We start from the raw sequence: 24,803 nt of genomic DNA on the forward strand, positions 1-24,803 counted from the left end.
CATCGGTGGGGTGCCTCAGGAGCCCCCGCGGACCAGGCGCACCTGGTGCAGGTAGCCGCCGCCGCTGACAGGGCTGAACTCCGGCTCGTAGGCCTGGCTGCCGCTGGCCATGTCCATCACCCAGCGGTAGTTGCCGGTGGCATCGACGGTCGCCGTCCAGTGGAGGCCGCTGTGGCTGCTGTTGACGAACCAGGCCGGCGGCAGCGACGAGCCGGCCGTGGTGATGCCGTAGTCGATGATCGAGCGCATCTCCTCGGCCGTGGGCAGGCGCCAGTCCGAGAAGCCGCACAGGCGCACGCGGTTGACCTCGGCGATGTAGTCGTCCTTGGCCCAGAGGTTCGCGCCCGGGTTGGTGCCGGTGCCGAAATGGATGTTGCTGTCCGTCGAGCGCTGGCCGGTGACGGTCTTGCCCTCCCACACCAGGCCGGTGCGGTTGTCCTTGACGCATTCATCCAGCGCATGGGTGCCCACCCGCGTGAAGCTCATCTTCTGCACCGCAGCGCGGTGGCCGTCCTGCTGGCCGTTCAGCGCGATCGCGTCGGCCGCCGAGCAGGCGCCCAGCGTGATGCCGCCCGTGGTCGAGTAGCACTGGCTGCTGGTGATGCCGCTGTGCGGCAGCCGGGGGGCCGGCGCCGTCACCGCGGGCACGGCCACCGGCAGCTGCCAGGCGGCCAGCTGCGGGCCGGCCGCGTCGGTGGCATGCAGCACACCGGACTGGTTGCCCGCCGGGGTGGCCAGATCGATCGTGCAGCTGAACAGACGCTGGGTGGCGCTGGGCGTGCCGGTCTCGGTGGGGGCGGCGGTGCAGCCGTCCACGGCCATGGCCAGCACCGCGTCGGCCTGCAGCGCGGTGCCGCTGACCTTGAACTGCACCGTCTCGCCAGCGGTCACGGTGCCGGTGCCGAAGCCGCTGGTGCTGGGGCTGGACCAGGTGACGCCGCTGACGTTGCTGACCACGGCCACGGTGGGCTGGGCCACGGCCTGGCCGTTGAGGGTCAGCGCCAGCTGGCGCGTGCCGGGCAGACGGAAGCTGCAGCGCACGTCCATCGTCGTGTCGGTGACGTCGGTGGGCGCGTCGCAGCGGGCATCCGGGTCGTCGCTGACGGCCAGCTGCCAGCCACTGGCCGGCCAGCCGCTGCCGGTCAGGCGCAGCGTGGTCGGCGTCATGCGCACGGCCTGGGCCGGGGTCAGCGCCTGCCAGCGCACCGGGGCCACGGTCAGCGTGAACACCGCGCTGCGCACGCCGGTCAGGCCGTCGGCCCCAACCACCTGCGCGCTCAGACGGTGCTCGCCCGCGGCCAGCGGCGTGGCCGGTGTCAGGGTCCAGGTGCGACCCGACACCGTGGGCGCGCTGGCCAGCGCCAGATCGCCGTCGTAGACGCGCAGCGTCTGGCCGGCGCCCAGCGCGGCGGACAGGGTGCCGCTGATCGTGGGCGTGGTGTCGTCGGTGCGGCCGCCGCTGGTGACCGCGCCGGGTTGCGTGGCGCTGTCCGAGCGCACGCTGTCCAGCGTGGTCGAGGGCAGCACCACCGTGCCGCCGCCGCCCTGCGCAGGGTCGCTGGGCACCTCGCCGCCACCACCGCCGCCGCCGCAGGCGCTCAGCATGGCGCACAGCATCAGGGTCAGGGCAGACCGGCCGAACGCCGGGCTGGACTGGGCGGGTGCGGCTGTCGATGGCCGCTCAGGTTGGTTCTTGGGGGCGTGCATGTCAGGTCCTCCACATCGCTGGTCCCGCCACGACACGGGGCCGGGGCGGCGCTGGCGCGACTGTAGGAACCGGCACCGGAACCGTCTTCCTCAATCCTGCGGAGTGGCCCGGCAGCGGGCGGGCTGCCTGGCGTCATGCCGATGACAGGACCCGCTTCTAGCATCGCAGCCATGCTCGAACGCCTCGTCTACCGATCCACCGCCCGCCACGACCTGGGCACGCTGGCGCTGTTCCAACTGCTCACCGCCGCCCAACTGCGCAATGAGCAGTTGCAGATCACCGGCCACCTGCTCTACCTGGATGGCCAGTTCACCCAGTGCATCGAGGGACCGCCCGAGAGCATCGAACAGCTCTGGCAAAGCCTGCAGCGCGATGAGCGGCACCACCAGATCGAGCTGCTGATGCGTGGTCCCACCGAAGCCCGTCGCTTCAGTGAATGGAGCATGGCGTTCTCCACCTACGCCAGCTTCTATGTGCACGGCCTCAAAGGCTTCTTCCCGGTGGACGACAGCGGCCAGTCGCCGCTGGTGCCGCTGTGCCAGCGGGAGCACGCGCCCGGCGCCTGAGGCCGGCTCGCGGCGCGCCTGCTCAGCGCCTCAGTGTGCCGGCCCCTTGGCGGCCCACAGCGTGTCGACCTGTTGCTTCAGCCGCGCCGCGGCCTGCAGCGCGCCTTCCAGGTGGCCGGCATGGCGCCGGGCGGTTTCGCTGCCGCCCAGCAGCAGACGGCCCTCCCACAGCGGCTGGCGCAGCCACTCGCTGGACCAGGCGGGGCCGGCGTGGGCCTCGTCGGCCAGGTCGCGCTGGCTGCAGGTCAGCGGCTCCTGCGCCCAGTCGTGGTGGTGCCATTCACCGTCACCGGCGCCGGCGCCCCACAGCTGCTCCACCTGGCTGTCCAGCAGCAGGGCCAGGCTGGCCGCGAAGCGCGGGCGCTCGGCCGCCGGCAGCGCGATGAAGCCGGCCAGGGCGTCGCCGTCGCCGGACACGCCGGCGTCGAAGACCTCGGCCAGCACCGCCTGCGCATGCGGCACCCAGGCGTTGCCGCAGCCGCCGGACTGGCGCCATGGCGCGGGCCGTCCGGTGGGCGCGGCGAGCGCGGCCTTGGCGGCGGTGGCCATCCAGGTGGGCGTGTCGGCCAGGGCCTGGCTCACCGGCGGCGGCAGTGCGGGCGTGCAGACGATGTCCTGCGCCACCAGGCGCGGCGGCAGCGCCAGCACCACCTGGCGGGCGGACCAGACGTGGCGCTGTCCGCCCTGCATCACGGTGGCGCGGACATGGTCGGCCGCGTCGTCCAGCGACAGCAGCGTGCTGCCCAGGTGCAGGCGCTCACGCGGCAGCAGGCCGGCCAGCGCGGTCACCAGGGCCGCCATGCCATCGACCAGGCGCTGCGCGCCGCCATGCAGCGCGCCGGGCTGGGGCTGATCGGCCGGCGCGGGCTGGCCATCGGCGCCCAGCGCCATGGCCTGGCGGCGCGGGCCCTGGGCGGGATCGTCCAGCCACTGCAGCCAGCCGTCGTCGGGCTGCGGCAGCGTGGGCAGGCCCAGCTGGCGCACCACCTGGGTGATCGCCGGCTGACTGGCCGGCCAGAACCAGGTGGGACCCAGGTCCAGCGCCGGACCGGCCGAGGGCAGGCGCGTCAGCACCCGGCCGCCCAGGCGCGGGCGCGCCTCAAGCAGCTGCCAGTCCAGGCCGCGCGCCTGCAGGCCCTGGGCCAGTGCCAGGCCGCAGACACCGCCCCCGACGACCAGGACGTCGATCATGGCCCGGTGCCGCTCAACCCGACAGCGCGCCCAGCAACTCCACCGTCACCGGCTCGCTGCCCAGCGTGACCTGACAGGCCAGGCGGCTCTTGCTGCCCACGCCGACCAGGGTGTCGAGCTTGGCGTTCTCGGCCGGGGTCAGCCGGCTGATGGTCTTGCGGCCTTCGGTGACGAACAGGTGGCAGCCGCCGCAGCTGGCGTTGCCGCCGCATTGGCCGGCCAGCTGCAGGCCGGCGTTGATCAGGGTCTGCAGCAGGTTGGCGCCGGCGGCGAATTCGACCGTGGTGCCCGCGGGCAGGACGGTGAGCGTGGTCATCTCAAGACTCCTTCAAGGTTCGATGAAAGCCGGCGTGCGGCCGGTGAGCTGCGCGGCCACGTCGGCCAGCGGCAGCGCGATGCGGGTGATGCCCTGCTCCTCCAGGAAGCGGGCCTCCATGCGGGTGGGCTCGTCGGGCAGCACCGCGTAGTGCGGGCCGGCCGAGCGCTTCATGATCTGGCGCGCGAAGCTGCGCGGCAGCTGGTCGTTGAAGCGGCAGCCCAGGAAGACGAATCCCAGGCTGGCGCGGCGCTGCTGCACCAGGGCCGGGATCGGCGTCTGGATGTCGATCTCGGTCAGCACCTCGACGTAGTCCGAGTCGCTGACCAGGTAGTTGGACGCCGGCGCGTGGCCGCCCCAGGGTTTGTAGAACACCGTGCGCACGTCCACCGGCTCGTCGGCCAGCGCAGCGCCGTCAGCGCCGTACCAGCCGCACCAGGTGCCGAAGTGCTCGCTCTGCGACAGGCCCTGCACCTCGGCGAAGGAGGCAGCGGCATCGACCAGCGCCGTGCGCATCGTGTCGTCGTACCAGCCCGCCACGATCAGCGGGCTGCGCAGAGCCGCCAGCCAGCGGTGCAGCGCGCTGGGCAGCGGCTGCGCGGTGAACGCCGCGTCCATGCCGGCCACCAGGGTCTTGCGGTGCTTGAAGTTCTCGATGAACTGCGCCGCCTGCGTCAGCCGGTTCCTGATCTTGCCCGGCACGCTGTTGCGCGCGGTCAGCAGCGCCGCCAGCGCCAGCGGCTCGGCCGGCACCGGCGGGTTCTCGACCAACCCCAGCATCGCCGGCCCCAGATACGGCGCCAGCGTGCCGCCGGCCAGGCCCTCGCCCACGGCCTCGGGCAGATGTTCCAGTGTGTCAAAGCTCATATCGATCAACCTCGCTCTCGTGTACTGACTTCGCTCGACCAGCACCGCGACCCCATCCAGTCCCTGGCGCGGATCCGGCTTCGCCGGTCCGCTGCCAGAGCCCCCTCGGGGGGTGGCGAGCGCCAGCGAGCCTGGGGGCACCAATCAGCGAGCCTGGGGGCACTAATAGATCGCGGCACCCGCGCCGATGTTGGTGGCGGTGTCCTGCAGTGTGGCGACGATGAACTTCACCTCGTCGTCGTCCAGGTGGGCATGGAAAGGCAGGGCCAGCGCGCGGTCGCCGATGCGTTCGGCCAGCGGCAGGTCCCCGCGCTGCCAGCCCTGCTGCTGGTAGAAGAACTGCTGGTGCAGCGGCTTGCAGTAGGGCGCGGCCTCGATGTGCTCGGCGGCCAGGTCCTCGACGATCTGCTTGCGCGCGCTGGCCGTGAAGCGGGTGCCCAGGTGCACCACCCAGACCATCCAGTGCACGACGTCGACGCCCTCGCCGATGTAGGGTGGCTTGATGCCCTCGAAGCTGTTGGTGTGCTGCCGGTAGCTGCGCTCCACCGCCTGGCGCCGCTCGAGCAGGCCGTCGATGCGCGCCAGCTGCGCCACGCCCAGCGCCGCGCCCAGTTCGCCCATCGCCGCCTGCAGCGGCACGCGTGCACCCACCGCCACCGCGTTGCGGTCCTTGATCGAGCGCTGGCGCAGGTAGCGCAGCTCGATCGCCAGGCGGTCGTCGTCGGTCACCACCATCGCGCCCTCGCCGCAGCACAGCGCCGAGGGTTGCGAGAAGTCGAACACCGCCAGGTCGCCGAAGCGGCCCACCGGGCGGCCGCGGTAGCGCGAACCGATGGCTTCGGTCGAGTCCTCGATCAGGCGCAGGCCGTGGCGCTCGGCCAGCGCGCGCAGCGCGTCCCAGGCGGCCGGATGGCCGTTGACGTTGCCCGCCAGCAGGGCGCGGGTGCGCGGCGTGATGCGCGCCTCGGCGCGCGCGGCATCCAGGCAGCCGGTCCAGTAGTGGATCTCCGAGAACACCGGCGTCGCGCCGGCCAGCGTGATGGCCTGCGCCACCTGGTGCCAGCCATGCGGCGAGCAGATCACCTCGTCGCCCGGCCCGATGCCCAGCGCCCGCAGCGCCAGCCAGGTGCCCAGCGTGCCGCTGGCCACCGCCACCGCATGGCGCCGCCCCAGCCAGTCGGCAAAGGCGCGCTCGAAGCGCTCGACCATCGGCCCGGCGCTCAGGCGCGAGCCGCCCAGCGCGGTCTGCACCAGGGTCTGCTCCAGCTCGGAGAAGTCGGGGTCGGACAGCGGGATCCAGTCGTCGCCGAGCAGTTCGTCGGTCTGCGGCGTCTCGCCGGCCACCAGGCCGTCGGGGCCGATCAGGGCCTCGTCGGCATCGGGCCCCTCGGCGGCGGCGCCGGCGACCGTCCTGACGGCGGCCGTGTGAAGGGCGGCGTCCATCTCAGACATCCGCCAGGTAGAGGCCGGCCAGCGCGCCGGGATCGTGGCTGACGCTCCAGCAGTGGCCATCACTGGCCGCACCCCACAGCGCGCGGCGCGCACCCTGGGCCAGCGGCGCCTCGCCGCGCATGTCGAAGGCGTCCACCACCATCACCCGCAGCGGTGCCAGCTGCTGGCGCAGCACGGCCGCGGCCTCGCGCACCGTGGGCTGGGCCTCGGCCAGGCTCAGGGCCTCGTCAACGGTGGCCATCTCAGTCACCACTGAGGCGGCGCGCCTCGACCGTGATCGGCAGCGCGGTGCCATCGGGCATCTCGGGCAGGGCCAGCACCCAGTCGTTGCCCAGCGTCACCGTGCCACCCCACAGGCCCGGCTTCTCCTGCGAGACGATGGGCTCCTCCAGGTCCTTCTTGGCGACATAGGCCGACAACGCGCCGGTGGAGGTCTTGCGGATCATGACTTTCATGGGGTTCTCCAGGAGGTGTTCAGGCGGCGGCGGCCAGCTCGGCCAGCAGCGGCACGATGGCGCGCTCAACGGCGGCCAGCGTGCGGGCGATGTCGGTGTCGGTGGTGTCGCGGCCCAGCGAGAAGCGGATGCCGGCGCGCGCCTCGTGCGGCGTGCAGCCCATGGCCAGCAGCACGGCGGAGGGCTCGGTGCCGCCCGCCGCGCACGCCGCGCCGCTGCTGGCGACGATGCCCTCGCGCTCCAGCGCATGTAGCAAGCGCTCGGCGTCCAGCGTGCCGAAGCGCAGGCCCAGCGTGTTGGGCAGGCGCGGTGCGCCCTCACCGAAGACCACCAGCGCCGGCACGCGCTGGCGCAGCCCCTGCGCCAGGCGGTCGCGCAGGCCCTGGATGCGCGGCAGATCCGCCTCCAGCGTGGCGGCCACGCGGGTGGCGGCGGCGGCGAAGCCGGCAATGCCGGGCGCGTTCTCGGTGCCACCGCGCCGGTGGCGCTCCTGCCGGCCACCGATCAGCGGCGGCCAATCCAGGCCCTTGCGAATCACCAGCGCACCCACCCCCTTGGGGCCGTGCAGCTTGTGGGCCGAGACCGACCACAGGTCGGCCCCGCTGGCGTCAAAACGCAGCGTGCACTTGCCCAGCGCCTGCGTGGCATCCACATGGAAGGGCACGCCGTGCGCGCGCGCCAGCACCGACAGGGCCTGCAGCGGCATGCACACGCCGGTCTCGTTGTTGGCGGCCATCACCGACAGCAGCGCCACGTCGGGCCCGATCAGGCGGGCGGCAGCGTCGACATCCACCACCCCCCGCGCATCCACCGGCAGCAGATCGACCGGCGTGCCCTGCGCGCGCAAGCGTTCAGCCAGGCCCAGCAGGCCGGGGTGCTCGACTGCGGAGAGCAGCAGCCGCGTGCGGCCCAGCGACCGACCTCGCGCCAGCGCGCCCAGCACCGCCGCGTGGTTGGACTCGGTGGCGCCGCTGGTGAAGACCAGCTCGGCCGGCTGGCAGCCGATCACCCGCGCCAGCGCCGCGCGCGCGGCCCCCAGCCGCTGGCGCGCCGCCTGGCCGGGCGCATGCATCGACGAGGGATTGGCCCAGTCCTGGCGCAGCGCCTGCAGCATCGCCTCGACCGCCTCCGGGGCCGGCGCGGTGGTGGCGTTGTGGTCCAGGTAGACCGGCGACGCCACGCTCATTGCCAGAACTCCTTCAGCGGGTCGTCGACCAGCCGTGCGAGTGCCTCGGCCAGCGTCGCGGCGCGCAGCTTGAAGACCCAGGCGCGCCGACGGTGGTCGTGCGCGTGCAGGTGCCACTGGCCCGCCACCGGTTGCAGCCAGGCGATCTCGATGATGCCGCCCAGCGGGTCCACGCTGCGCGAGCAGTTGGGGCTGAGCACCTGCCAGCCCACGCCGCCCGGCCCGGGCTGGACCTGCGGCTGCACGTACTTGTAGCGGTGCCGGGCTTCCAGCGCGACCTCGATGCGCGCGCGGTCGAGCACATAGACCGCCGCCGGCTCGAAGCGGCCGGCAGGGGGCTGGAGCTGCCCGGCGGCCATGGCTCAGGCCTCGGACACCGCGGCGGTGGCCGGCGCGGCGCGCTCGAGCTCTTCCTCGAGGCAGCCCACCACCGTGCGGCCGAACTCGACCATGTAGACCGGCAGATTGGCCTCGGCATGGTGGCCGACCTGGACCACCTCGCCCAGGCTGCCGGCGCGCACCAGCAGCGCGCCCTCGTCGACATCCGGGTAGCTGCCGTCGTTGAACAGGTCGACCGTGGCGCGCACGGGCTGTCCCCAGGCGTAGATCGGGGCGCGGGGTTCGATCATCAGAGCTCTCCTGTCGGAACGGTTCAGCGCAGCGCGCGCAGGGAGTCGGCCCGCGCGCCCAGGCGCGCCAGCACCTCGTCGGGCAGGTGGTCCAGCGTGCACAGCTCCTTGGCCCGCATGCCCACCTGGTGGCCGCTGGCCGGGAACTCCACCGCGTAGATGTAGAACTGCTGCAGGAAGGTGCCGATCGAGCGCACGTAGCCGATGTCGCCGCGCTCGACCAGCACGTCGCCAATCGCCTTGCCGGGGTAGGTGCCGTCGTTGCGGATCACGCTGCGGCTGGCCACCCGCTCGCCCATCGCGTAGCGGGGCGGATGGGCCAGCTCGACCGTGTCGTCGTCACGCGCGATGTCCGCCATGAAGGGCCTCCAGTGGTTGCAATCCCTGCAGCCGCTCGCGGGCGCGGCAGCGCACCTCGGCGTCCTCATCGGCCGCCAGCTCCTGCAGCAGGCCGCGGTGGCGGCGCTCGTCCAGGCGGTCGGCCAGCACCCAGCGCACCGACCAGTCGGGGTCTTCGCTGAATGACACCAGCAGGTCCACCGGCGCGCGCTGGGCCACGGTGTGGCGCACCCGGGGCGACGCATCGTTCGCCAGGCGCCACAGGGTCGGCATCTCCAGCCGCTCGGCCACCACGCGGCGCACCTGCTCGTCAGGGTCACGGGCCAGCAGCGGCAGCAGCGCCGGCGGCAGACGACGTGCCACGGCGCTGCGGACCTCGTAGTCGGGGTCGTCCACCAGGGCGCTCAGGGCCGAGGGGTCCAGGCGCTGCGCGACGCGGATGCGCACCTCGCGGTGGGGATCGGCCACCATCGCGGCCAGCTGGCGCAGCGGCAGGCGCAGCGCCACCTGCAGGCGCACGGTCTCGTCGGGATCGTCGCGCAGCCGGGCCAGCTGGAAGACATCGACATGGCGCGCGGCGATCGCCCGCACCTCGAAGTACGGATGCGCCAGGTGGCGGTCGGCCAGCGTGGGATGGGCCCGGAAGAAGCGGTCGATGCGGCGCGCGTAGGCGTCCTGCATGCAGCTGTGGCCAGGCTCGCAGGCGCCGCTTCGGCGCAGCGCCGCGTGCGGGCAGTGGGCACAGTCCAGCGCCTGGCCTTGCCAGTCCAGCACCGGGATGTCGCCGGCGGGCGCACGCACGCGCAGCGCCAGTGGCGAGCGGGTGGCGACGGCGCTGTCCATCGTCCCTGTCCTCAGGCCGGGGCCAGGCGGGCCCAGGCCGCCGCGCCGGTCACTGGCGGCGCGCCAGCGTCGTCCGGGTCCTCGCCGACCAGCGCGCGCTGGCGCACCGCCTCGACCAGCGCGCCGCCGACCCGGTCGTCCGGGTCCAGGTGGCGCAGCAGCGCCAGCGCGTCGCGCGCCTCGACCGGGTCGTCCAGCCGCAGGCTCAGGTAGGCATAGCCCTTGAGCGTGAACAGGTAGAAGCGGGTGACCGCGTCGTCCTGGGCGCCGGGCAGCGGCTGGCGCGGCACCTCGCGCCAGGCCGCGGGCAGGCCCAGCGCCTGCGCCCCCACCAGCAGCGCACGACGCGCCACATCGCGCGCCAGCGACAGGCGGTGGCCGTAGAAGTGGTGGCGGTACAGCGCGATCAGCACCGCCGGGTGGCCCGGGGCCAAGGCCTGCGCACGCATCAGCGCAGCCATCGCGGCGGGCGGGTCGGCGCGCAGCCGACCGGCCTCGGCCAGCGCCGCCTCGGCCGCGCCGGGCAGGCCGCGGCCCAGCACCGCATCGTCGAAGCCGCTGGCGTCCACCACCGGCTCCGTCAGTGGCGCTTCAGCGAGGACAGCGGCACCGTGGCGGCCGCGGGCGGCGCGGCGTCGCTGGAACTGCTGCAGGCGCAGGGCCCGGCCGAGGGGTTGAAGAAGGTCAGGCCCGACGAGGTGGGCGTCTCGGCGAAATCGACCGTGACGCCGTCGAGCACCAGGCGGCTCTCGGCCGGCAGGAAGACCCGCACGTCGCCGAACACCATCTCGGCATCACCCGCGGCCGGCGACTCGGCCACGGTGAATTCCGACGCATAGCCCGAGCAGCCGCCCGGCGTGACCGTCAGCCGGAAGCCGCCAGCCGGGTGCGACGAGAAGCGCACCATGCGGCGCATGAACTTCGCCGCAGCCGGCGTGACGGTCACATTGGGAAGAATCATTCCAGTCTCCATGTGCAGAACAAAAGGGCCTGGGCAGTCAGCCGACCGAACCCAGTCGCGACGTGGATCCGGCTTTGCCGGTCCACAGACGCGGCCCCCCTGGGGGGGAGGCGCCGCAGGCGCTTCGGGGGGGTGGTCAGACCTTCTTGATGCAGCCGTCGACGGGGCAGACCGACACGCACTGCGGCGCGTCGAACTGGCCTTCGCACTCGGTGCACTTGGCCGGGTCGATGATGAAGGTGCCGCCCTTTTCGCGGATGGCAACGTTGGGGCATTCGGGCTCGCAGGCGGAGCAGCCGGTGCACATCGAGGCAATGATCTTCAGGGCCATGGTGAGTTCTCCTGGCGGGGTCGGGGAAAGGGCCATCAGGCGGCGAGTTCGGCCGCGTCGCCGGCAGCGCCGGTGAACGCGCCCTGGCGGATGCGCGCATCGCCGCGCGCCTGGTGGGTGATCTGGCCGGCGGCCACGCGGCCGCAGTAGTCGGTGAACCAGCTCAGCGCGGCCTTCTCGATGAACTCGTGCGCGTACTGGTCGACCGGCTCGATGCCGGCGGCCGTCAGCTCGTCACGCGGGCAGGCGCCGATCTTCGAGACCAGCACCGCATGGCAGTCGTTGATGGCGCCGACGATGCTGGGCAACTGCTCGTCTTCGCCATAGCCGCCCTGGCAGTACAGGTCCACGCGGCGGTGGCCCACAAAGAGCGCCTCCTTGCGGCTGACCTCGAAGATCTGGAACTCGGTGGCGTGGCCGAAGTGCTGGTTGACGCGGCCATGGCCCTCGGTGGCCACCGCCACCAGCACCTTCAGGTCCTCCTGGCCGGCGATCAGGGCGGCGTCCAGCGCGGCATCGAGCGCATCGACCTTGGCCTGGTGCTGGGCCTGGCGCTCGGCCTCGACCTTCTGCTGGTAGGCGCGGCGCTTATCCAGGTCGTAGTGGATGTCCATCGCCTCGATCTTGTCGAGCGTGAATTCCTCCGAGCGGTCTTCACCCAGCAGGCCCACCGCATCCGCGCGGCACTGGCGGCAGTGGCGCATCAGGTTGGCGCCACCCATGCAGGCGTCCTGCACCGCCTTGAGCTCCTGCGCGGTGGGGCCGCGCTGGCCGGTCAGGCCGAACACCGTGCCGTGCTCGGGCTCGGAGATCAGCGGCATGATGTTGTGCAGGAAGGCGCCGCGCTTCTTGACCTCGCGGTTCACCTCGATCAGGTGCTCGTCGTTGATGCCGGGAATCAGCACCGAGTTGATCTTGGTGAGCACGCCGCGCGCGGTCAGCATCTCCAGGCCCAGCATCTGGCGCTCGTGCAGGATCTTCGCCGCCTCGACGCCGGTGTAGCGCTTGTGGTTGTAGAAGATCCAGGGATAGATCTTCTCGCCCACCGCCGGGTCGACCATGTTGATCGTGATCGTGACGTGGTCGATGTTGTACTTGCAGATCTCATCGACCATGTCCGGCAGCGCCAGGCCGTTGGTCGACAGGCACAGCTTGATGTCGGGCGCCTGCTCGGCGAGCTGGCGCATGGTGTCGAAGGTCTTCTTCGGGTTGGCCAGCGAATCACCCGGGCCGGCGATGCCCAGCACCGTCATCTGCGGAATCTCGCTGGCCACCGCCAGCACCTTCTTCACCGCCTGGTCGGGCGTCAGCTTCTGGCTGACCACGCCGGGGCGCGATTCATTGCTGCAGTCGTACTTGCGGTTGCAGTAGTTGCACTGGATGTTGCAGGCCGGGGCCACCGCCACATGCATGCGGGCGAAGTGGTGGTGGGCCTCTTCCGAGTAGCAGGGGTGGTTCTTGACCTTCTCCCAGATCTCGGGCGGCATGTCATCGGCACCGGCCGAGGAGCCGCAGCTGGCCTTGCCCTCGCCGCCGGTGGTGGAGCAGCCGCCACCGGTCTCGATGACCTCACTGATGGCGCTGCGACCTTTCTTCAGGTCGGCGATCGAGACGAAGGCGGCGTTGGCAGACATGGGCACCTCGCGGTCGTGGGTTGAGTCCCCTATTGCGAGAGCCGTGCCAGTCAGAAAACACTGAAAAATCAAGCACTTGGATTGGCGCGTCGGCTGTGCCGGTCACGACAAAAGCGACAAGGCCGCCCGCCGGCGGCCTTGTCGACGTCAGCGCCGGGCGGCGCTCACAGCTTGCGCACCTCGATGCGGTGCTTCTGCAGCGCATAGCCCAGTTGGCGCGGCGTGACCTTCAGCAGCCGTGCGGCCTTGGCCTGCACCCAGCCGCACTGCTCCATCGCCCAGACCAGGCGATCACGCTCGCCGGCCGGGGCCTCGGGGCCGAAGTGGCGCGGCGGCACCGCGCCCGACTCGGCCAGGCGTTCGGCCGGGCCGATGGTCAGCACCTCGTCGTCGTCGGGCAAGGGGCTGCTGTGGCCGTTGACCCGGCCGGCGAAGTGGACCACCGCCGGCGCCACCGCATCGGCCTTGTCGATGTGGTGCAGGGTCTGGGTGAGGCAGCGGTTGGAGCGGCAGGGGAAGGCCAGGCCGTTGATCGAGCCGCCCTCCACCATCGTGGCAGTGCGCTCGATGCAGTTCTGCAGCTCGCGCACATTGCCCGGCCAGTAGCAGTTGGTGAGCACCTGCATGGCCTCGGGCGTGACCTTGACGTTGCGCCGGTTCTCCTTGTTGTAGCGGTCCAGGAAATGGGCCACCAGCGGCGGGATGTCCTCGCGCCGCTCCCGCAGCGGCGGCAGGAAGATGCTGACCACGTTGATGCGGTAGTACAGGTCGGCGCGGTACTCGCCACGCTGGACCATGCGCTCGAGGTCGCGGTTGGTGGCGCAGATCAGGCGCACGTCCACCTTCACCGGCCGGCTGCCGCCGACGCGCTCGAACTCGCGCTCCTGCAGCACCCGCAGCAGCTTGGCCTGGAAGCCGGCCGAGATGTCGCCCACCTCGTCCAGGAAGAGCGTGCCGCCATGCGCCAGCTCGAAGCGGCCCTTGCGCTCGCCCACCGCGCCGGTGAAGGCGCCTTTCTCGTGGCCGAACAGCTCGGACTCCAGCAGCGATTCGGTCAGCGCCGCGCAGTTGACCTTGATGAAGGGCGCTTCCTTGCGCGGGCTGAGGAAGTGGATGGCACGCGCGATCTCTTCCTTGCCGGTGCCCGATTCGCCGCGCAGCAGCACGGTGGCGCGCGAGGGCGCGGCCTGGTGCACCTCGGCGAAGACGCGCTGCATCTGCCGGCTCTGGCCCACCACGTTGTCCAGCGAACGCCGGCGCGGGATGTCCGCGGTCAGCGCCTTCTGCAACCGGGTGGTCTCCTGCTGCAGGCGCTGGTGCTCGGCGCTGACCGAATGGTGCAGCGCCACCGACTGCGCCAGCAGCGTGGCCACCATGGTCAGGAAGCGCTGGTCGTCGGACAGCCGGGCCACGCCCTGCAGCTCGCGCTGCGCCGCCAGCACACCCACGGCGTTGTGATCCGCGCCGGTGCGCAGCGGCACCACGATGAAGGACAGGCGCTTGCCTTCCTGGGGACCGAAGGCGCCGGTGCGGTCGATGAACTCGTCGCTGTCCTCGACGTTCGTCACCACCACCGGCAGGCCGGAGAAGTGCACCCGGCCGATTACGCCCTCGCCCGGCTGCCACTGGCCGCGTTCCATCTCGTCGCGGGTCAGCCCGACGGCGCTGTGCACGCGCAGCTGGCCGTCTTCGCTGACCGGCAGCACCACCATCGCGCGCAGCAGACCCAGCTGGGCGGCCAGGGTGTTCAGCGCGGCGCGGAAGGTGCGCTGCAGGTCGAGCGAGTCGCCCAGGATGCGACACACTTCATAGATGGTGGAGAGCTCCAGATGGGAGCGCTCCTGTGCGATGCGGCTGATCACGGTGCACCTCCTGTGTCCGGGGGCGCGCCGAGACGGTGCATCCGCCGCGGCGACCCGGTTGGAGGCGGTTCAGTGCAAGAAGCGCGCCGGTGGCGCGCGCTCACCAGACCGTGGCCGGTGCGCGCAGCCGCGCCACCGGGGTGCCACCCAGCAGGTGGCTGTCGAAGAGCTCGCCGATGTCGGCCACTGTGACGCCCTGGTACAGCACGCCTTCGGGGTAGACCAGCACGTTGGGGCCACCGTCGCAGGGGCCGAGGCAGCCGGAGTAGGTGACCGCCACCTGGTCGTAGCACTGGCGCTTCTGCACTTCGGCCCAGAAGGCCTGCAGCAGCGGGCTGGCGCCCTGGGCGGCGCAGCTGCCGCGCGGATGGCCGGGCGGGCGCTGCTGGCTGCAGACGAAAACGTGGCGGGTCGGCTGGGGCATGGCGTGATGAATCGGTGGAAAGAACGGTCAGGCGACGTGGGCGGCGATCAGCGCCTGCAGCTGGCGCAGGTGGTCGGCCTCTTCCTCGGCGAACTCGGCGGCCAGCGCACGCAGCTCGGGGTCGATCGTGCTGGCGGCCACCGCGGCGTACCAGGCATGGCCGCGGCGCTCGCTGTCCATGGCCAGCGCCAGCGCCGCGGGCGCGTCCAGCAGCGCGTCGACGCCGGCCCAGTCGGCCACCTCGGGCGAGACGCCGTCGGGCCACTGGAAGTCCTGCGGCGCGATCACCGGGATCTCGCGAAAGCCCCCGCGGGCCATCGCGTCGGCCAGGTGCAGGCGCGAGTATTTGGCCATCAGCGCGAAGAAGGCCTTGAGGTCGGCATTGCCCTCCGTCGCCAGTGCGGCGGAGAGCTCCTCGTAGCGGCGGGCGGCTTCGCGCTCCAGCTGGATCGCGTGGGCCAGGAAGGTCTCGACATTCATGGGTGCTTCATCGTGAGGTCTATCCACGGCCTCGCAGAGCTCGGCCGGTTCGGCAGGCGTTCGACCGTCCGCAGGGACGGTCTCACGTCCGGCCTCACCCAAACTTGAAGAGGATGCCGTGCCCGCCACGCGGGTACTCCCACGCGACGTTGGCGTGCTCGGTGCAGATCACCCGGCAGCTGCCGCACTCCAGGCAGCCGTCGGTGATCAGCGTCACCGAACGGTTGCCCTCGGCCTTGTAGCAGCTGGCCGGGCAGACGAAGGTGCAGCTCTGGTCCTTGCAGTCGTTGGCGCAGACCTCGGGCTTCCTGATCTGGATATGCGGGCGGCCGTGGTCGACCTTGTAGCGGTTCTGGAAGAGCTTTTCTTCGACGTTGACGACGAGGCTCATGATGGCTCCTTCGGGCGAGGGCGGGCAAAGGGTGTGCAGCAGCGGCTGGCGCGCTCAGCGCGAGGCACGCCAGAGCTTGAAGGCATCGCCCATCAGGCCGGTCAGGCTGCGCTTGCTGCGGAAGCTGCCCAGGATTTCCTTTTCCTTGGAGTGCTTGTCCACACCGTCGACGGTGAAGAAGGTCTTGGCGGCGCGGTTGACCAGCTCGGGGTAAGCGGTGAAGAACTGCGGACTGCTGTGCAGCACCTCGGGCAGCTTGCGGTACTTCTTCAGGTCCTTCATGACGAAGGACTCGTCCATCTTGTCCTTGTAGAGCTTCAGGCGGGCGGCCGAGGGTTCCTGGCCGGCGGCCTTCAGGGCGATGACCGTCTCGCCGGCCAGGCGGCCGCTGGTCATGGCCAGGTTGGAGCCTTCGCGGTGGGCGGCGTTGACGAAGCCGCCCGAGTCGCCCACGATCAGCCAGCCCGCGCCATAGATGCGCGGCACGGCGTTGAAGCCGCCTTCCGGGATCAGGTGGGCACAGTACTCCTTCATCTCGCCGCCTTCGATCAGCGGGGCGATGCTGGGGTGCTTCTTGAGCTTCTCCAGCAGCGTGTAGGGGCTGGTGCGCTGGGGGTTGGCCTTGAAGTCGCTGAGCATGCAGCCCACGCCGATGGTCAGCGACTCCTTGTTGGTGTAGAGGAAGCCGGTGCCCACCATGCCCTCGGTCACCTTGCCCATCAGCTCGATGACCACGCCCTCTTCGTCCTTGACGTTGAAGCGCGCCTGGATCACTTCTTCGGGCAGGAAGAGGATTTCCTTGACCGCCAGGGCCACGTTGCCTGCGTCCAGCTCGCCATGGAAGCCGGCCTTGCGCGCCAGCGTGCTGTTGACGCCGTCGGCCAGCACCACCACGTCGGCATAGACCTCGCCGCCCAGGCGGTCACAGCGCACGCCGATGACCTGCTCGCCGTCGAGCAGCAGCTCCTCCACCGTGGTCTCGCAGATCAGCAGCGCACCCGCCTCGCGGACCTTGGACGAGAACCACTTGTCGAACTGCGCCCGGATGATGGTGTAGCGGTTGTACGGCGGCTTGTTGTAGTCGTCGCTGCGGTAGTGGGTGCCGACGAAGCTCTCGTCGTCCATCATCCACATGCGCTGTTCGATGATGTGGCGCTCCAGCGGCGCGTCCTCGCGGAAGTCCGGGATGATCTGTTCCAGCGCATTGCTGTACAGGATCGCGCCCTGCACGTTCTTGCTGCCGGGGTATTCGCCGCGCTCGATCTGCAGCACCTTCAGACCCGCCTTGGCCATCGTGTAGGCCGCGGCATTGCCCGAAGGGCCGGCACCGACCACGATCGCGTCGAACTTCTCTTTGCTCATGACAGCCCCTCGTCCGACGGGTACGTCGCCCGATCCCCCAAGGGGATGCGGGCCGGCTTGGGAGCGGCCCGGCGCTCGGCCCGCCACGTCGATGTCGTGATGTCGTTCATCATGGCTCCTGGTGTTCAAGCGACCTTGCGGATGCGCTTGTCGAGGTGGGAACGGAAGGCGGCTGTCAGCACCGGCAGCACCTGCATCGCGTTGCCGACGATGCCGTGGTGGGCAAAGTCGAAGATCGGGGCGTTGGGGTCGGTGTTGATGGCCACGATCACGTCGGAGGCCTCCATGCCCACCCGGTGCTGGATCGCCCCCGAGACGCCGGCGGCGATGTAGAGCTTGGGGCGCACGGTCTTGCCGGTCTGGCCCACCTGCCGCTCGGCCTCCATCCAGCCGGCCTGGGTGACGGCGCGGGTGGCGCCCACCTCGGCGCCCAGCACGCGGGCCAGGTCCCACACCAGCTTGCAGTTGTCGGCGTTCTTCAGCCCTTTGCCGGCGGTGACGATGATGTCGGCATAGGCCAGGTTGATGTTGTTGCTGGTGGCGTCGGGGATGAAGCCCAGCAGCTTGGTGACGATGTCGGTCTCGATCATGCCGAGCGGCATCGTGATGATGTCGCCGGTGCGGCTCTCGTCACGCGGCGGCATGGGCGCGGTGCGCGGGCGCATGGTGGCCATCTGCGGCCGATAGGCCAGGGTCATGATGGTGCACAGCAGGCTGCCGCCGAAGGTCGGGCGGGTCGCGGCCAGCGCGCGGCCGTCGATGTTCAGCTCGGTGCAGTCAGCGGTCAGGCCGGTGCCCAGCGTCGTGGCCACCGAGCCGGCCAGGTCGCGGCCCATGGTGGTGGCGCCCAGCAGCAGGATCTCGGGCTGGTGGGTGTTGACCAGGTCGGTCAGGCCCTTGGTGAAGGGCTCGTTGCGGTAGCCCTGCAGCACCGTGTCGCGCATGATGTAGCAGTGGTCGGCGCCGTAGGTGTAGGCTTCCTTGGCGTAGTCCTCCAGCTTGTCGGCCGGGCCGCCGAGCAGCACGCCGCTGACGTCCACGCCCAGCTTGTCGGCCAGCTTGCGGGCCTCGCCCATCAGCTCCCAGCTGACGCTGTGCACCTGGCCGCGGTCGTGTTCGATGAACACCCAGACGCCCTTGTAGACCTTCAGGTGCTCGGGCAGTTCGGTGCTGCGGCCACTGCGGCCGGCGGTCCGGGCGGCACCAGCGGCCGCGGCGGCGGCCATCTGGGGAGCATTCGCGGGTTTGGCGGCGTCACTCATGGCGTGGCTCCTCAGGCGGACAGGCGATCGACGGTCTCTTGCTCGAGCGTCGGGTGGGTGGTGAAGATCTTCTGCAGCAGGTTCAGGCAGACGTCGTTGACGCTGGTGCCGTCGCCCACTTCCTGCATCTCGGCGCGCACGCTGCGCGCCTTGGGGGCAAACACCTTGCTGACGATGGTGGGGCTGCCCTTGAGGCCGATCTTGGCGATGTCCTCGATGCCGGCGTCGTCCTTGTTCCACTTGCGGATCTGGCAACGGCCGGCGCGCAGCATGTCGTCCATGGTGGCGAAGCGCATCGTGTTCGTGCCCTCCAGCATGGTGATGAGGCTGGGCAGCGTGGTCTGCAGGCGCTGCACGCCGCCTTCGGCCCGGCGTTCCACCGTCAGGGTGCGGCCGTCGAGGTCGACCTCGTTGATCTTGCTGACATAGGTCAGCAGGTTCCAGCCCAGGCGCTTGGCGATGCCGGGGCCGACCTGGGCGGTGTCGCCGTCGATCGTCTGCTTGCCGGTGAAGACCAGGTCCACCGCCTGCTCCTCGCCGATCTTCTTGATGGCGGAGTACAGCGCGTAGGAGGTGGCCAGCGTGTCGGCGCCGGCGAAGGCGCGGTCGGTGATCAGGATGGCGTCGGTGGCGCCGAAGCTGATGCACTTGCGCAGCGCCTCCTCGGCCTGCGGCGGGCCCATGCACAGCACGGTGACGCGGCCGCCGAACTGGTCCTTCAGCCGCAGCGCCTCTTCCAGCGCGAACAGGTCGTAGGGGTTGACGATGGCCGGCACGCCCTGGCGCATGATGGTGTTGGTCACCGGGTGGACGCGGATCTGCGCCGAGTCCGGGACCTGCTTGATGCAGACGACGATGTGCATGGAAGGACTCCTGCGGTGAGGGGGTCAGGCGCGCGCGGTGCGCCGCTCGGCCAGGCTGTCACGCAGGCGGCTGACCTGCACGTGCTGGGTGCCGCCAGCGTCCTGGAAGACCTTGAAGACCTTCTCGGTGGCAGCGTTGGAGGCGGTGAAGTCCTGGTAGGCGCGGGTCAGCAGCTCGCGGTAGCGGGTGAACATCGCCACCTCGTCCAGGCCGGCCAGGCCGTCGGCCTGGCGCAGGTACTGGTAGAAGCGCTTGAGGATGTGCAGGCGGTTCACGTTCACCACGTGCTCGTCGTAGGTGATCCCGAAGAACTCCAGGAACTCGTTGGCGCTGGACAGCGCCTTCAGGCGGGTGGTCAGGTCGTTCATGGCGTGGTCCTTCAGGCGGCCAGCGGGGTGGGGAAGCGGGCGAACAACTCGCGGTGCAGACGTCGCAGCTCGTCAGGTCGGGGCGAGCACTTGGTGGCCAGCACATGCCGGCGCACCGCGGCCAGCAGCACGGGTGCCTGGGCGTCGCCCAGCGGCAGGCCCAGGCTGTCGCAGACGGCGCGCAGCGCATGCGTGCCGCTGTGCTTGCCCAGCACGGTGGTGTGGCCGCGGCCCAGCTCAGCGGGGTCGAAGCCCTGGTAGTTGCGGGCGTCCTTCAGCAGGCCGTCCACATGGATGCCGGACTCGTGGCTGAAGACGCCCTCGCCGACGATCGCCTTGCCCACGGCCACCGGCCGGCCGGCGGCCTGGGCCACCAGGCGCGACAGCGCCGGCAGCGCCCGTGTGTCGACGCCGCACTCCACGCCGTGCAGGTGGCGCATCGCCATCACCACCTCTTCCAGCGCGGCATTGCCGGCGCGCTCGCCCAGGCCGTTGACGGTGGTGCTGGCGTGGGTGGCGCCGGCGCGCCAGGCGGCCAGGGTGTTGGCGGTGGCCAGACCCAGGTCGTCGTGGGCGTGCATCTCGATCGCGATGTCGACCTCGGCGCGCAGCTCGCTGATGCGCTGCCAGGTCTCGAAGGGATCCAGGATGCCCAGCGTGTCGGCATAGCGCACCCGCGACGCGCCGGCCCATTGGGCGGCGGCGGCGCAGCGGCGCAGGAAGCCGCTCTCGGCGCGCGAGGCATCCTCAAAGCCCACGCTGACGGTGGCACCGGCGTCCAGCGCCGCCAGCACGTGGCGGGTCAGGGTGTCCAGCACCCAGGCGCGGTCGCGCTGCAGCTTGCGCTCGATCTGCAGGTCAGACACCGGCACCGACAGGTGGACGATGTCGGCGCCGCAGGCCAGCGCGTCCTGCAGGTCGGTGCCGTGCATGCGCGCCCAGACCATGGTGCGGGCGCGCAGGCCCAGGCCGGTGATGGCGCGGATCAGCGCGCACTCCTCGGCCCCCATCGCTGGCACGCCGATCTCCAGCTCGGGCACGCCGGCCGCATCCAGTGCCCGGGCGATGGCCAGCTTCTCGTCGGCGGTGAAGGCCACACCGGCGGTCTGCTCGCCATCGCGCAGCGTGGTGTCGTTGACGGTGAAGGGCCAGGTGGGGTCGGCGCGCATGGGGCGGTCCTTGCGGGGCTGTGGGCAGGACTTCGCAAGCGCTGTGCCATCCCGGACCGACCACTCAAGTCATTGATTTGCAAAGAAAAAGCCCCGAACGGCGGCCTGCCGTCGGTGCTGTGGGAATTGTCGGGTTGCGCACAGGCGGCGCGCAGCCCGTGGGGCGGTCAGCCGCCGTCGGAGCGGTTGGCCGAGACCATCACCGCCACGTCCTCCCAGGGCATCACGAAGGCCATCTTGTCCACCGGCGTGCGGGTGACCGGGTGCCAGGAGCGGAACTCCAGCCAGCCCCCGCCCTGGTCGGCGATCGCCAGCGTCTGCTGCACCACGGCCTGCACGTCGACGCCCGGGGGCAGCACCGCCGGCTTGTTCGCCTTGCTGGGGTCGGCGCCGAAGGCACGGAAGTGGCCCTGGCGGTCCAGCACGATGACGAACAGGTCGCGGTCGATGAAGCCGCCGGCCTTGTCGTGAAAGCGCTGCACCGCGCGCGACAGGCCGTCGCTGCGCAAGGCGGCCACGGCGCGCTCGCACAGCGCGCGTGCCTCGTCGGCACAGCCCTGGCGCAGGCGCATCGTCAGCACGCCCTGCTTGAGGTTCGCGGCCTGCTGGCGCAGCTGCTCGGCCGCGCCGACCGAGTTGTCGACCATGATCATGTTGCGCTGGGTCAGCTGCTCGATGCCGCCCACGGCCTGGGCGATCTCGCCCACGCTGTGGCTCTGCCGCGCGGTGGAGGTGGCCACCTCGCGCACCCGGTCGGCCACCTGGCGCACGCCCTCGGCCATCTCGCCCAGCAGCTGGTCGACCTCGCGGATGCGCTGCACGCCGGCGCCCACCTCACCGGCCGAGGCCTGGATCAGCTGGCGCACCTCGGCCGCGGCGCTGGCGGTGCGGCCGGCCAGCGTGCGCACCTCGGTGGCGACGACGGCGAAGCCGCGGCCGGTCTCGCCGGCGCGGGCGGCCTCGACCGCGGCGTTCAGGGCCAGGATGTTGGTCTGGAAGGCGATGCCGTCGATGACGCCAATGATCTGGCTCATCTGCTGCGAGCGTTGCTCGATGCGCGAGACGGCCTCCACCGCCTGCTGCACCGCGCCAATGCCCCGCTCGGCGTTGTGGCGCACGCCGCTGGCCAGCTGGTCGGCCTCGCCGGCCGCGGCCGCGTTGCGCTGCACGCTGCCGGTCAGCTCGCTGACGCTGGCGCTGGTCTGCTCCAGCGTGGCGGCCTGTTCCTCGGTGCGCTGCGACAGCGCGCGGGCGTCGGCCGACAAGCGCTCACCCGCCAGCGCGGCCAGCTCGGCCTCGCTGCGGATGTTGGCCACCAGGCGCGACCAGGCGCGCTGCATGGCCTCCAGGCGCTCGCCCATCGGGCCCAGGCCGCCACGCACCGCCTGGGCGTCCAGCGTATGGGTCAGGTCGCCCGCGGCCACGCGCTCCATCGCGGCATGCAGATCGGCCAGCGCGGCACGCTGGCGGCGCTGCTGCCACGCGGCCAGCGCCAGCGCCGCCACGAGCAGCAGCGTCGCCGCGGGCAGCGCCGCGGCGCTCAGCCAGGGCAGCAGCGCGGCGCTCAGCACCAGGGTGGCCGGCAGCCAGGGCGAGGTGGCGCCCAGCCGCAGGGTCGACAAGCGAGGGACAGCGTTCATCGTGGGCAGTCGGACAGGGCCCCGGCGATCACCGGGGCAACACCGGCGAGTGTGGCCAGCCGGCGCGCCGATGAACGCTGGAACAGACCGGCTCCCGTGCCGCTGATCCGGCGCGGCGCTCAGCGTTCGCGCGCGTGATTCTTGGTATAGCGCGGCAGCTCGATCGTCAGCGGTGCCTCGCGCAGGGTCACGCAGCAGGCCAGGCGCGACTGGGCGTCCAGGCCCCAGGCCTCGTCCAGCTGGTCTTCCTCATCGGGGCCAGGCGTTTTCAGCGAGGCACCGCCGCTGCGCACATGCACATGGCAGGTGGCGCAGGCGCCGACCTTCTCGCAGGCATGCTCGATCGCAATGCCGTGCGCCAGCAGCGCATCCACCAGACTGGCGCCCGGCTGGGCCTCGATGCGGGCACCCTGCGGGCACAGCACGGCGTGCGGCAGCACGGTGATCAGCACGGGCGCGCTCATGGCTCAGGCCGACACGTGCGAAGGCGCGGGGGCGGCAGCCACCGCACTGGCCAGCGTGTCCAGGCGCTGGCCGGCCAGTGCCTCGCGCACCCGGGCGTCCATGCGCCGGCCGGCGAAGGCGGTGGTGGCCTGGTTCAGGCCCTCGGTGGCCTGGCGCAGGGTCTCGCGCAGGGCCTTGCGCTCGTCCGCATGGCCGCCCTCACCGGCGGCGCACTGCTCCAGCCCGTCGGCCACGTCCTGCATCGCGCGCAGGATGGCGAACTGCTCGCGCGGCCACAGCAGGTGGGCGTCGGCGTGCAGCGCGGCGTCCACCGCATCCAGCAGGCGGCGTGCCTCGACCTCGGCCTCGCGCAGCAGGCGCGCGGCGGCATCGGACTCGGCACTGGCGATCGCCGACTGCAGCATGCCGGCCACCGCCTCGTTGGCCAGGCCGTGGCTGGGCTTGACCTCGACATGGGCCTGCACACCGCTGGTCTGCTCCTGCGCGGTCACGCTGAGCAGGCCGTCGGCATCGATCTGGAAGGTCACGCGGATGCGCGCCGCGCCGGCCACCATCGGCGGGATGCCGCGCAGCGTGAAGCGCGCCAGGCTGCGGCACTCGCTGACCAGCTCGCGCTCGCCCTGCACCACGTGCAGCGCCATCGCGGTCTGGCCGTCCTTGAAGGTGGTGAACTCCTGCGCCCGCGCGGTGGGCACGGTGGAGTTGCGCGGGATGATCTTCTCGACCAGGCCGCCCATGGTTTCCAGGCCCAGCGACAGCGGGCACACGTCCAGCAGCAGCAGGCCATCGTCGCCGGCGGCGCGGTTGCCGGCCAGCTGGTCGGCCTGGATGGCGGCGCCCAGCGCCACCGCCTGGTCGGGGTCGATGCCGGTGTAGGGCTCGCGGCCGAAGAAGGCGCTGACCGCGCGGCGCACCGCCAGCAGCCGGGTTGAGCCGCCCACCAGCACCACGCCGTCGACGTCGGGGGCCTTCAGGCCGGCGTCGCGCAGCGCGCGCCGCACCGGGCCCAGCGTGCGCTCGATCAGCGGCTGCACCAGCGCGTTCAGGCGCTCGCGGGTCAGCAGTGCGCCCTGCGATTCGCCGGCGGTGGTGCGGCACAGCATCGTGACCTGCGCCTGCTCGGACAGGGCCTCCTTGGCGGTGCGGGCCGCCGTGCGCAGCGCGCTGGCATCGTTCGGACCCCAGTCCATCGCCGGGTCCAGGGCGCAGAACCACTCGACCAGCAGCTGGTCGACATCGTCGCCGCCCAGCACCGGGTCGCCGTTGGTGGACAGCACCTCGAAGACGCCGCGGGACAGGCGCAGCACGCTGACATCGAAGGTGCCGCCGCCCAGGTCGTAGACCACGTAGACGCCCTCGCTGGCGGTGTCCAGGCCATAGGCCACGGCCGCCGCGGTGGGCTCGTTGAGCAGGCGCAGCACGTTCAGGCCGGCGGCGCGCGCGGCGTCCTTGGTGGCCTGGCGCTGCGCGTCGTCGAAGTAGGCGGGCACGGTGATCACCGCGCCCACCAGCGGGCCGCCCAGCGCCGCCTCGGCGCGCAGGCGCAGCGCCTGCAACACCTCGGCGCCCACGGCCACCGGGCTCTTCACGCCGGCCACGGTGCGCACGCCCACCGCGCTGGGGCCCAGGGCCTCCAGCGCATAGGGCACCAGGCCCGGCGTGATGTCGGCCGGCGCGCGGCCGATCAGGCGCTTGGCCGAGGCGATGGTGTTGAGCGGGTCCTCCGCCGCCAGCGCCTGCGCGTCGGTGCCCACGGTGACGGCGCCGTCGGCCGCGTAGTGGACGACGCTGGGCAGCAGCAGCCGGCCGTGTTCATCGCCCAGCACCACCGGCACGCCGCTGCGCAGCGTGGCCACCAGCGAGTGGGTGGTGCCCAGGTCGATGCCCACCGCCAGCCGGTGCTGGTGCGGCGCCGCCGCCCGGCCGGGTTCAGCAATCTGCAGCAGCGCCATTCATCGCTCCAGAAGAAGAAGAGGGATGTCCCGCCGGCCACATGCCGCGCCGCCGCCTCCCCAACCCGGACCCAGCCGTGGATCCG

General features: G+C 71.6%; 29 protein-coding genes. 1 reads left to right on the forward strand and 28 read right to left on the reverse strand.

All coding sequences use genetic code 11. The annotated features are described in order from the left end of the window. Window positions 1-15: 15 nt before the first annotated feature. Window positions 16-1,707 (reverse strand): Lcl C-terminal domain-containing protein, encoded by a 1,692-nt coding sequence (locus KAK03_RS21505; RefSeq protein ID WP_210803828.1) that lies wholly within the window; start codon window positions 1,705-1,707, stop codon window positions 16-18. 171 nt (window positions 1,708-1,878) lie between these two features. Here KAK03_RS21505 and KAK03_RS21510 point away from each other — a divergent pair, with 171 nt between their 5' ends. Next, window positions 1,879-2,274: a BLUF domain-containing protein gene (locus tag KAK03_RS21510; protein ID WP_210803829.1), complete on the forward strand. Its 396-nt coding sequence runs from the start codon at window positions 1,879-1,881 to the stop codon at window positions 2,272-2,274. 30 nt (window positions 2,275-2,304) lie between these two features. Here KAK03_RS21510 and KAK03_RS21515 read toward each other — a convergent pair whose 3' ends face one another. The 27 genes from KAK03_RS21515 to hscA all read right to left on the reverse strand — a co-directional run bounded on the left by KAK03_RS21515 (window position 2,305) and on the right by hscA (window position 24,717). Then, complete coding sequence (locus KAK03_RS21515) at window positions 2,305-3,465, reverse strand: flavin monoamine oxidase family protein (protein ID WP_210803830.1); 1,161 nt, start codon at window positions 3,463-3,465, stop codon at window positions 2,305-2,307. A gap of 13 nt (window positions 3,466-3,478) precedes the next feature. Then, window positions 3,479-3,781 (reverse strand): 2Fe-2S iron-sulfur cluster-binding protein, encoded by a 303-nt coding sequence (locus KAK03_RS21520; RefSeq protein ID WP_210803831.1) that lies wholly within the window; start codon window positions 3,779-3,781, stop codon window positions 3,479-3,481. Window positions 3,782-3,793: 12 nt separating this feature from the next. After that, window positions 3,794-4,648, reverse strand: coding sequence for an SIR2 family NAD-dependent protein deacylase (locus tag KAK03_RS21525; protein WP_210856745.1), 855 nt, complete (start codon window positions 4,646-4,648; stop codon window positions 3,794-3,796). 162 nt (window positions 4,649-4,810) lie between these two features. Then, window positions 4,811-6,091 carry a DegT/DnrJ/EryC1/StrS family aminotransferase gene (locus tag KAK03_RS21530; RefSeq protein ID WP_210856746.1) on the reverse strand — a complete coding sequence of 427 codons (1,281 nt, stop codon included), beginning with the start codon at window positions 6,089-6,091 and terminating at the stop codon, window positions 4,811-4,813. Window position 6,092: 1 nt separating this feature from the next. Beyond that, window positions 6,093-6,341 carry a hypothetical protein gene (locus tag KAK03_RS21535; protein WP_210856747.1) on the reverse strand — a complete coding sequence of 83 codons (249 nt, stop codon included), beginning with the start codon at window positions 6,339-6,341 and terminating at the stop codon, window positions 6,093-6,095. Between the two features lies 1 nt (window position 6,342). Beyond that, window positions 6,343-6,555: a putative nitrogen fixation protein NifT gene (gene nifT / locus KAK03_RS21540; RefSeq protein WP_210856748.1), complete on the reverse strand. Its 213-nt coding sequence runs from the start codon at window positions 6,553-6,555 to the stop codon at window positions 6,343-6,345. A gap of 19 nt (window positions 6,556-6,574) precedes the next feature. Then, window positions 6,575-7,741 (reverse strand): cysteine desulfurase family protein, encoded by a 1,167-nt coding sequence (locus KAK03_RS21545; protein WP_210856749.1) that lies wholly within the window; start codon window positions 7,739-7,741, stop codon window positions 6,575-6,577. Beyond that, a complete protein-coding gene (locus KAK03_RS21550; protein ID WP_210856750.1) occupies window positions 7,738-8,100 on the reverse strand; it encodes a DUF3024 domain-containing protein in 363 nt (120 codons plus the stop codon). Before KAK03_RS21550 ends, KAK03_RS21545 begins: the two co-directional genes overlap by 4 nt. Window positions 8,101-8,103: 3 nt before the next feature. Then, window positions 8,104-8,370 carry a nitrogen fixation protein NifZ gene (locus KAK03_RS21555; protein WP_210803838.1) on the reverse strand — a complete coding sequence of 89 codons (267 nt, stop codon included), beginning with the start codon at window positions 8,368-8,370 and terminating at the stop codon, window positions 8,104-8,106. Between the two features lie 23 nt (window positions 8,371-8,393). Further along, a complete protein-coding gene (locus tag KAK03_RS21560; protein WP_210803839.1) occupies window positions 8,394-8,729 on the reverse strand; it encodes a nitrogen fixation protein NifZ in 336 nt (111 codons plus the stop codon). Next, entirely contained in the window at window positions 8,710-9,552 is an 843-nt protein-coding gene (locus KAK03_RS21565) for a 4Fe4S-binding leucine-rich repeat protein (protein WP_210803840.1), read from the reverse strand. The genes KAK03_RS21560 and KAK03_RS21565 overlap by 20 nt, the downstream gene beginning before the upstream one ends. A gap of 11 nt (window positions 9,553-9,563) precedes the next feature. Then, a complete protein-coding gene (locus KAK03_RS21570) occupies window positions 9,564-10,121 on the reverse strand; it encodes a hypothetical protein (protein ID WP_210856751.1) in 558 nt (185 codons plus the stop codon). Between the two features lie 11 nt (window positions 10,122-10,132). Next, complete coding sequence (locus tag KAK03_RS21575) at window positions 10,133-10,513, reverse strand: HesB/IscA family protein (RefSeq protein ID WP_210803842.1); 381 nt, start codon at window positions 10,511-10,513, stop codon at window positions 10,133-10,135. A 136-nt stretch (window positions 10,514-10,649) separates the two neighbouring features. Next, entirely contained in the window at window positions 10,650-10,844 is a 195-nt protein-coding gene (locus KAK03_RS21580) for a 4Fe-4S binding protein (RefSeq protein WP_210803843.1), read from the reverse strand. 35 nt (window positions 10,845-10,879) lie between these two features. After that, window positions 10,880-12,478, reverse strand: a complete 1,599-nt coding sequence (nifB, locus tag KAK03_RS21585) for a nitrogenase cofactor biosynthesis protein NifB (RefSeq protein WP_210803844.1) — start codon at window positions 12,476-12,478, stop codon at window positions 10,880-10,882. Window positions 12,479-12,642: 164 nt separating this feature from the next. Continuing rightward, entirely contained in the window at window positions 12,643-14,340 is a 1,698-nt protein-coding gene (gene nifA / locus KAK03_RS21590; protein WP_210856752.1) for a nif-specific transcriptional activator NifA, read from the reverse strand. A gap of 100 nt (window positions 14,341-14,440) precedes the next feature. Next, on the reverse strand, window positions 14,441-14,764 hold the full coding sequence (locus KAK03_RS21595) for a (2Fe-2S) ferredoxin domain-containing protein (RefSeq protein ID WP_210856753.1): 324 nt from the start codon (window positions 14,762-14,764) through the stop codon (window positions 14,441-14,443). Window positions 14,765-14,791: 27 nt separating this feature from the next. Next, a complete protein-coding gene (locus KAK03_RS21600; RefSeq protein WP_210856754.1) occupies window positions 14,792-15,244 on the reverse strand; it encodes a ferritin family protein in 453 nt (150 codons plus the stop codon). Between the two features lie 94 nt (window positions 15,245-15,338). After that, window positions 15,339-15,638, reverse strand: a complete 300-nt coding sequence (locus KAK03_RS21605) for a ferredoxin family protein (protein ID WP_210856785.1) — start codon at window positions 15,636-15,638, stop codon at window positions 15,339-15,341. Between the two features lie 51 nt (window positions 15,639-15,689). Next, on the reverse strand, window positions 15,690-16,997 hold the full coding sequence (locus tag KAK03_RS21610; RefSeq protein ID WP_210803848.1) for an FAD-dependent oxidoreductase: 1,308 nt from the start codon (window positions 16,995-16,997) through the stop codon (window positions 15,690-15,692). Window positions 16,998-17,122: 125 nt separating this feature from the next. Continuing rightward, window positions 17,123-18,223 (reverse strand): electron transfer flavoprotein subunit alpha/FixB family protein, encoded by a 1,101-nt coding sequence (locus tag KAK03_RS21615; RefSeq protein WP_210803871.1) that lies wholly within the window; start codon window positions 18,221-18,223, stop codon window positions 17,123-17,125. 47 nt (window positions 18,224-18,270) lie between these two features. After that, a complete protein-coding gene (locus KAK03_RS21620) occupies window positions 18,271-19,122 on the reverse strand; it encodes an electron transfer flavoprotein subunit beta/FixA family protein (RefSeq protein ID WP_210803849.1) in 852 nt (283 codons plus the stop codon). A gap of 24 nt (window positions 19,123-19,146) precedes the next feature. Then, on the reverse strand, window positions 19,147-19,491 hold the full coding sequence (gene nifW, locus KAK03_RS21625) for a nitrogenase stabilizing/protective protein NifW (RefSeq protein ID WP_210856755.1): 345 nt from the start codon (window positions 19,489-19,491) through the stop codon (window positions 19,147-19,149). An 11-nt stretch (window positions 19,492-19,502) separates the two neighbouring features. After that, complete coding sequence (gene nifV / locus KAK03_RS21630) at window positions 19,503-20,660, reverse strand: homocitrate synthase (protein ID WP_210856756.1); 1,158 nt, start codon at window positions 20,658-20,660, stop codon at window positions 19,503-19,505. 167 nt (window positions 20,661-20,827) lie between these two features. After that, on the reverse strand, window positions 20,828-22,300 hold the full coding sequence (locus KAK03_RS21635; protein WP_210856757.1) for a methyl-accepting chemotaxis protein: 1,473 nt from the start codon (window positions 22,298-22,300) through the stop codon (window positions 20,828-20,830). Window positions 22,301-22,419: 119 nt separating this feature from the next. Further along, a complete protein-coding gene (locus KAK03_RS21640; protein WP_210856758.1) occupies window positions 22,420-22,764 on the reverse strand; it encodes a 2Fe-2S iron-sulfur cluster-binding protein in 345 nt (114 codons plus the stop codon). Between the two features lie 3 nt (window positions 22,765-22,767). After that, window positions 22,768-24,717: a Fe-S protein assembly chaperone HscA gene (hscA, locus tag KAK03_RS21645; RefSeq protein WP_210856759.1), complete on the reverse strand. Its 1,950-nt coding sequence runs from the start codon at window positions 24,715-24,717 to the stop codon at window positions 22,768-22,770. Between the last annotated feature and the right edge of the window lie 86 nt (window positions 24,718-24,803).

Origin of the sequence: Ideonella alba (genome assembly GCF_018069845.1) — a bacterium.
Lineage (GTDB): Bacteria > Pseudomonadota > Gammaproteobacteria > Burkholderiales > Burkholderiaceae_C > Ideonella > Ideonella alba.

Excerpts from the sequence above, each read along its gene's own strand:
- KAK03_RS21505 (WP_210803828.1), bottom strand. The coding sequence starts at position 1,707 with ATGCACGCCCCCAAGAACCAACCTGAGCGGCCATCGACAGCCGCACCC.
- KAK03_RS21510 (WP_210803829.1), top strand. The coding sequence starts at position 1,879 with ATGCTCGAACGCCTCGTCTACCGATCCACCGCCCGCCACGACCTGGGC.
- KAK03_RS21515 (WP_210803830.1), bottom strand. The coding sequence starts at position 3,465 with ATGATCGACGTCCTGGTCGTCGGGGGCGGTGTCTGCGGCCTGGCACTG.
- KAK03_RS21520 (WP_210803831.1), bottom strand. The coding sequence starts at position 3,781 with ATGACCACGCTCACCGTCCTGCCCGCGGGCACCACGGTCGAATTCGCC.
- KAK03_RS21525 (WP_210856745.1), bottom strand. The coding sequence starts at position 4,648 with ATGAGCTTTGACACACTGGAACATCTGCCCGAGGCCGTGGGCGAGGGC.
- KAK03_RS21530 (WP_210856746.1), bottom strand. The coding sequence starts at position 6,091 with ATGGACGCCGCCCTTCACACGGCCGCCGTCAGGACGGTCGCCGGCGCC.
- KAK03_RS21535 (WP_210856747.1), bottom strand. The coding sequence starts at position 6,341 with ATGGCCACCGTTGACGAGGCCCTGAGCCTGGCCGAGGCCCAGCCCACG.
- nifT (WP_210856748.1), bottom strand. The coding sequence starts at position 6,555 with ATGAAAGTCATGATCCGCAAGACCTCCACCGGCGCGTTGTCGGCCTAT.
- KAK03_RS21545 (WP_210856749.1), bottom strand. The coding sequence starts at position 7,741 with ATGAGCGTGGCGTCGCCGGTCTACCTGGACCACAACGCCACCACCGCG.
- KAK03_RS21550 (WP_210856750.1), bottom strand. The coding sequence starts at position 8,100 with ATGGCCGCCGGGCAGCTCCAGCCCCCTGCCGGCCGCTTCGAGCCGGCG.
- KAK03_RS21555 (WP_210803838.1), bottom strand. The coding sequence starts at position 8,370 with ATGATCGAACCCCGCGCCCCGATCTACGCCTGGGGACAGCCCGTGCGC.
- KAK03_RS21560 (WP_210803839.1), bottom strand. The coding sequence starts at position 8,729 with ATGGCGGACATCGCGCGTGACGACGACACGGTCGAGCTGGCCCATCCG.
- KAK03_RS21565 (WP_210803840.1), bottom strand. The coding sequence starts at position 9,552 with ATGGACAGCGCCGTCGCCACCCGCTCGCCACTGGCGCTGCGCGTGCGT.
- KAK03_RS21575 (WP_210803842.1), bottom strand. The coding sequence starts at position 10,513 with ATGATTCTTCCCAATGTGACCGTCACGCCGGCTGCGGCGAAGTTCATG.
- KAK03_RS21580 (WP_210803843.1), bottom strand. The coding sequence starts at position 10,844 with ATGGCCCTGAAGATCATTGCCTCGATGTGCACCGGCTGCTCCGCCTGC.
- nifB (WP_210803844.1), bottom strand. The coding sequence starts at position 12,478 with ATGTCTGCCAACGCCGCCTTCGTCTCGATCGCCGACCTGAAGAAAGGT.
- KAK03_RS21595 (WP_210856753.1), bottom strand. The coding sequence starts at position 14,764 with ATGCCCCAGCCGACCCGCCACGTTTTCGTCTGCAGCCAGCAGCGCCCG.
- KAK03_RS21600 (WP_210856754.1), bottom strand. The coding sequence starts at position 15,244 with ATGAATGTCGAGACCTTCCTGGCCCACGCGATCCAGCTGGAGCGCGAA.
- KAK03_RS21610 (WP_210803848.1), bottom strand. The coding sequence starts at position 16,997 with ATGAGCAAAGAGAAGTTCGACGCGATCGTGGTCGGTGCCGGCCCTTCG.
- KAK03_RS21615 (WP_210803871.1), bottom strand. The coding sequence starts at position 18,223 with ATGGCCGCCGCCGCGGCCGCTGGTGCCGCCCGGACCGCCGGCCGCAGT.
- KAK03_RS21620 (WP_210803849.1), bottom strand. The coding sequence starts at position 19,122 with ATGCACATCGTCGTCTGCATCAAGCAGGTCCCGGACTCGGCGCAGATC.
- nifW (WP_210856755.1), bottom strand. The coding sequence starts at position 19,491 with ATGAACGACCTGACCACCCGCCTGAAGGCGCTGTCCAGCGCCAACGAG.
- nifV (WP_210856756.1), bottom strand. The coding sequence starts at position 20,660 with ATGCGCGCCGACCCCACCTGGCCCTTCACCGTCAACGACACCACGCTG.
- KAK03_RS21635 (WP_210856757.1), bottom strand. The coding sequence starts at position 22,300 with ATGAACGCTGTCCCTCGCTTGTCGACCCTGCGGCTGGGCGCCACCTCG.
- KAK03_RS21640 (WP_210856758.1), bottom strand. The coding sequence starts at position 22,764 with ATGAGCGCGCCCGTGCTGATCACCGTGCTGCCGCACGCCGTGCTGTGC.
- hscA (WP_210856759.1), bottom strand. The coding sequence starts at position 24,717 with ATGGCGCTGCTGCAGATTGCTGAACCCGGCCGGGCGGCGGCGCCGCAC.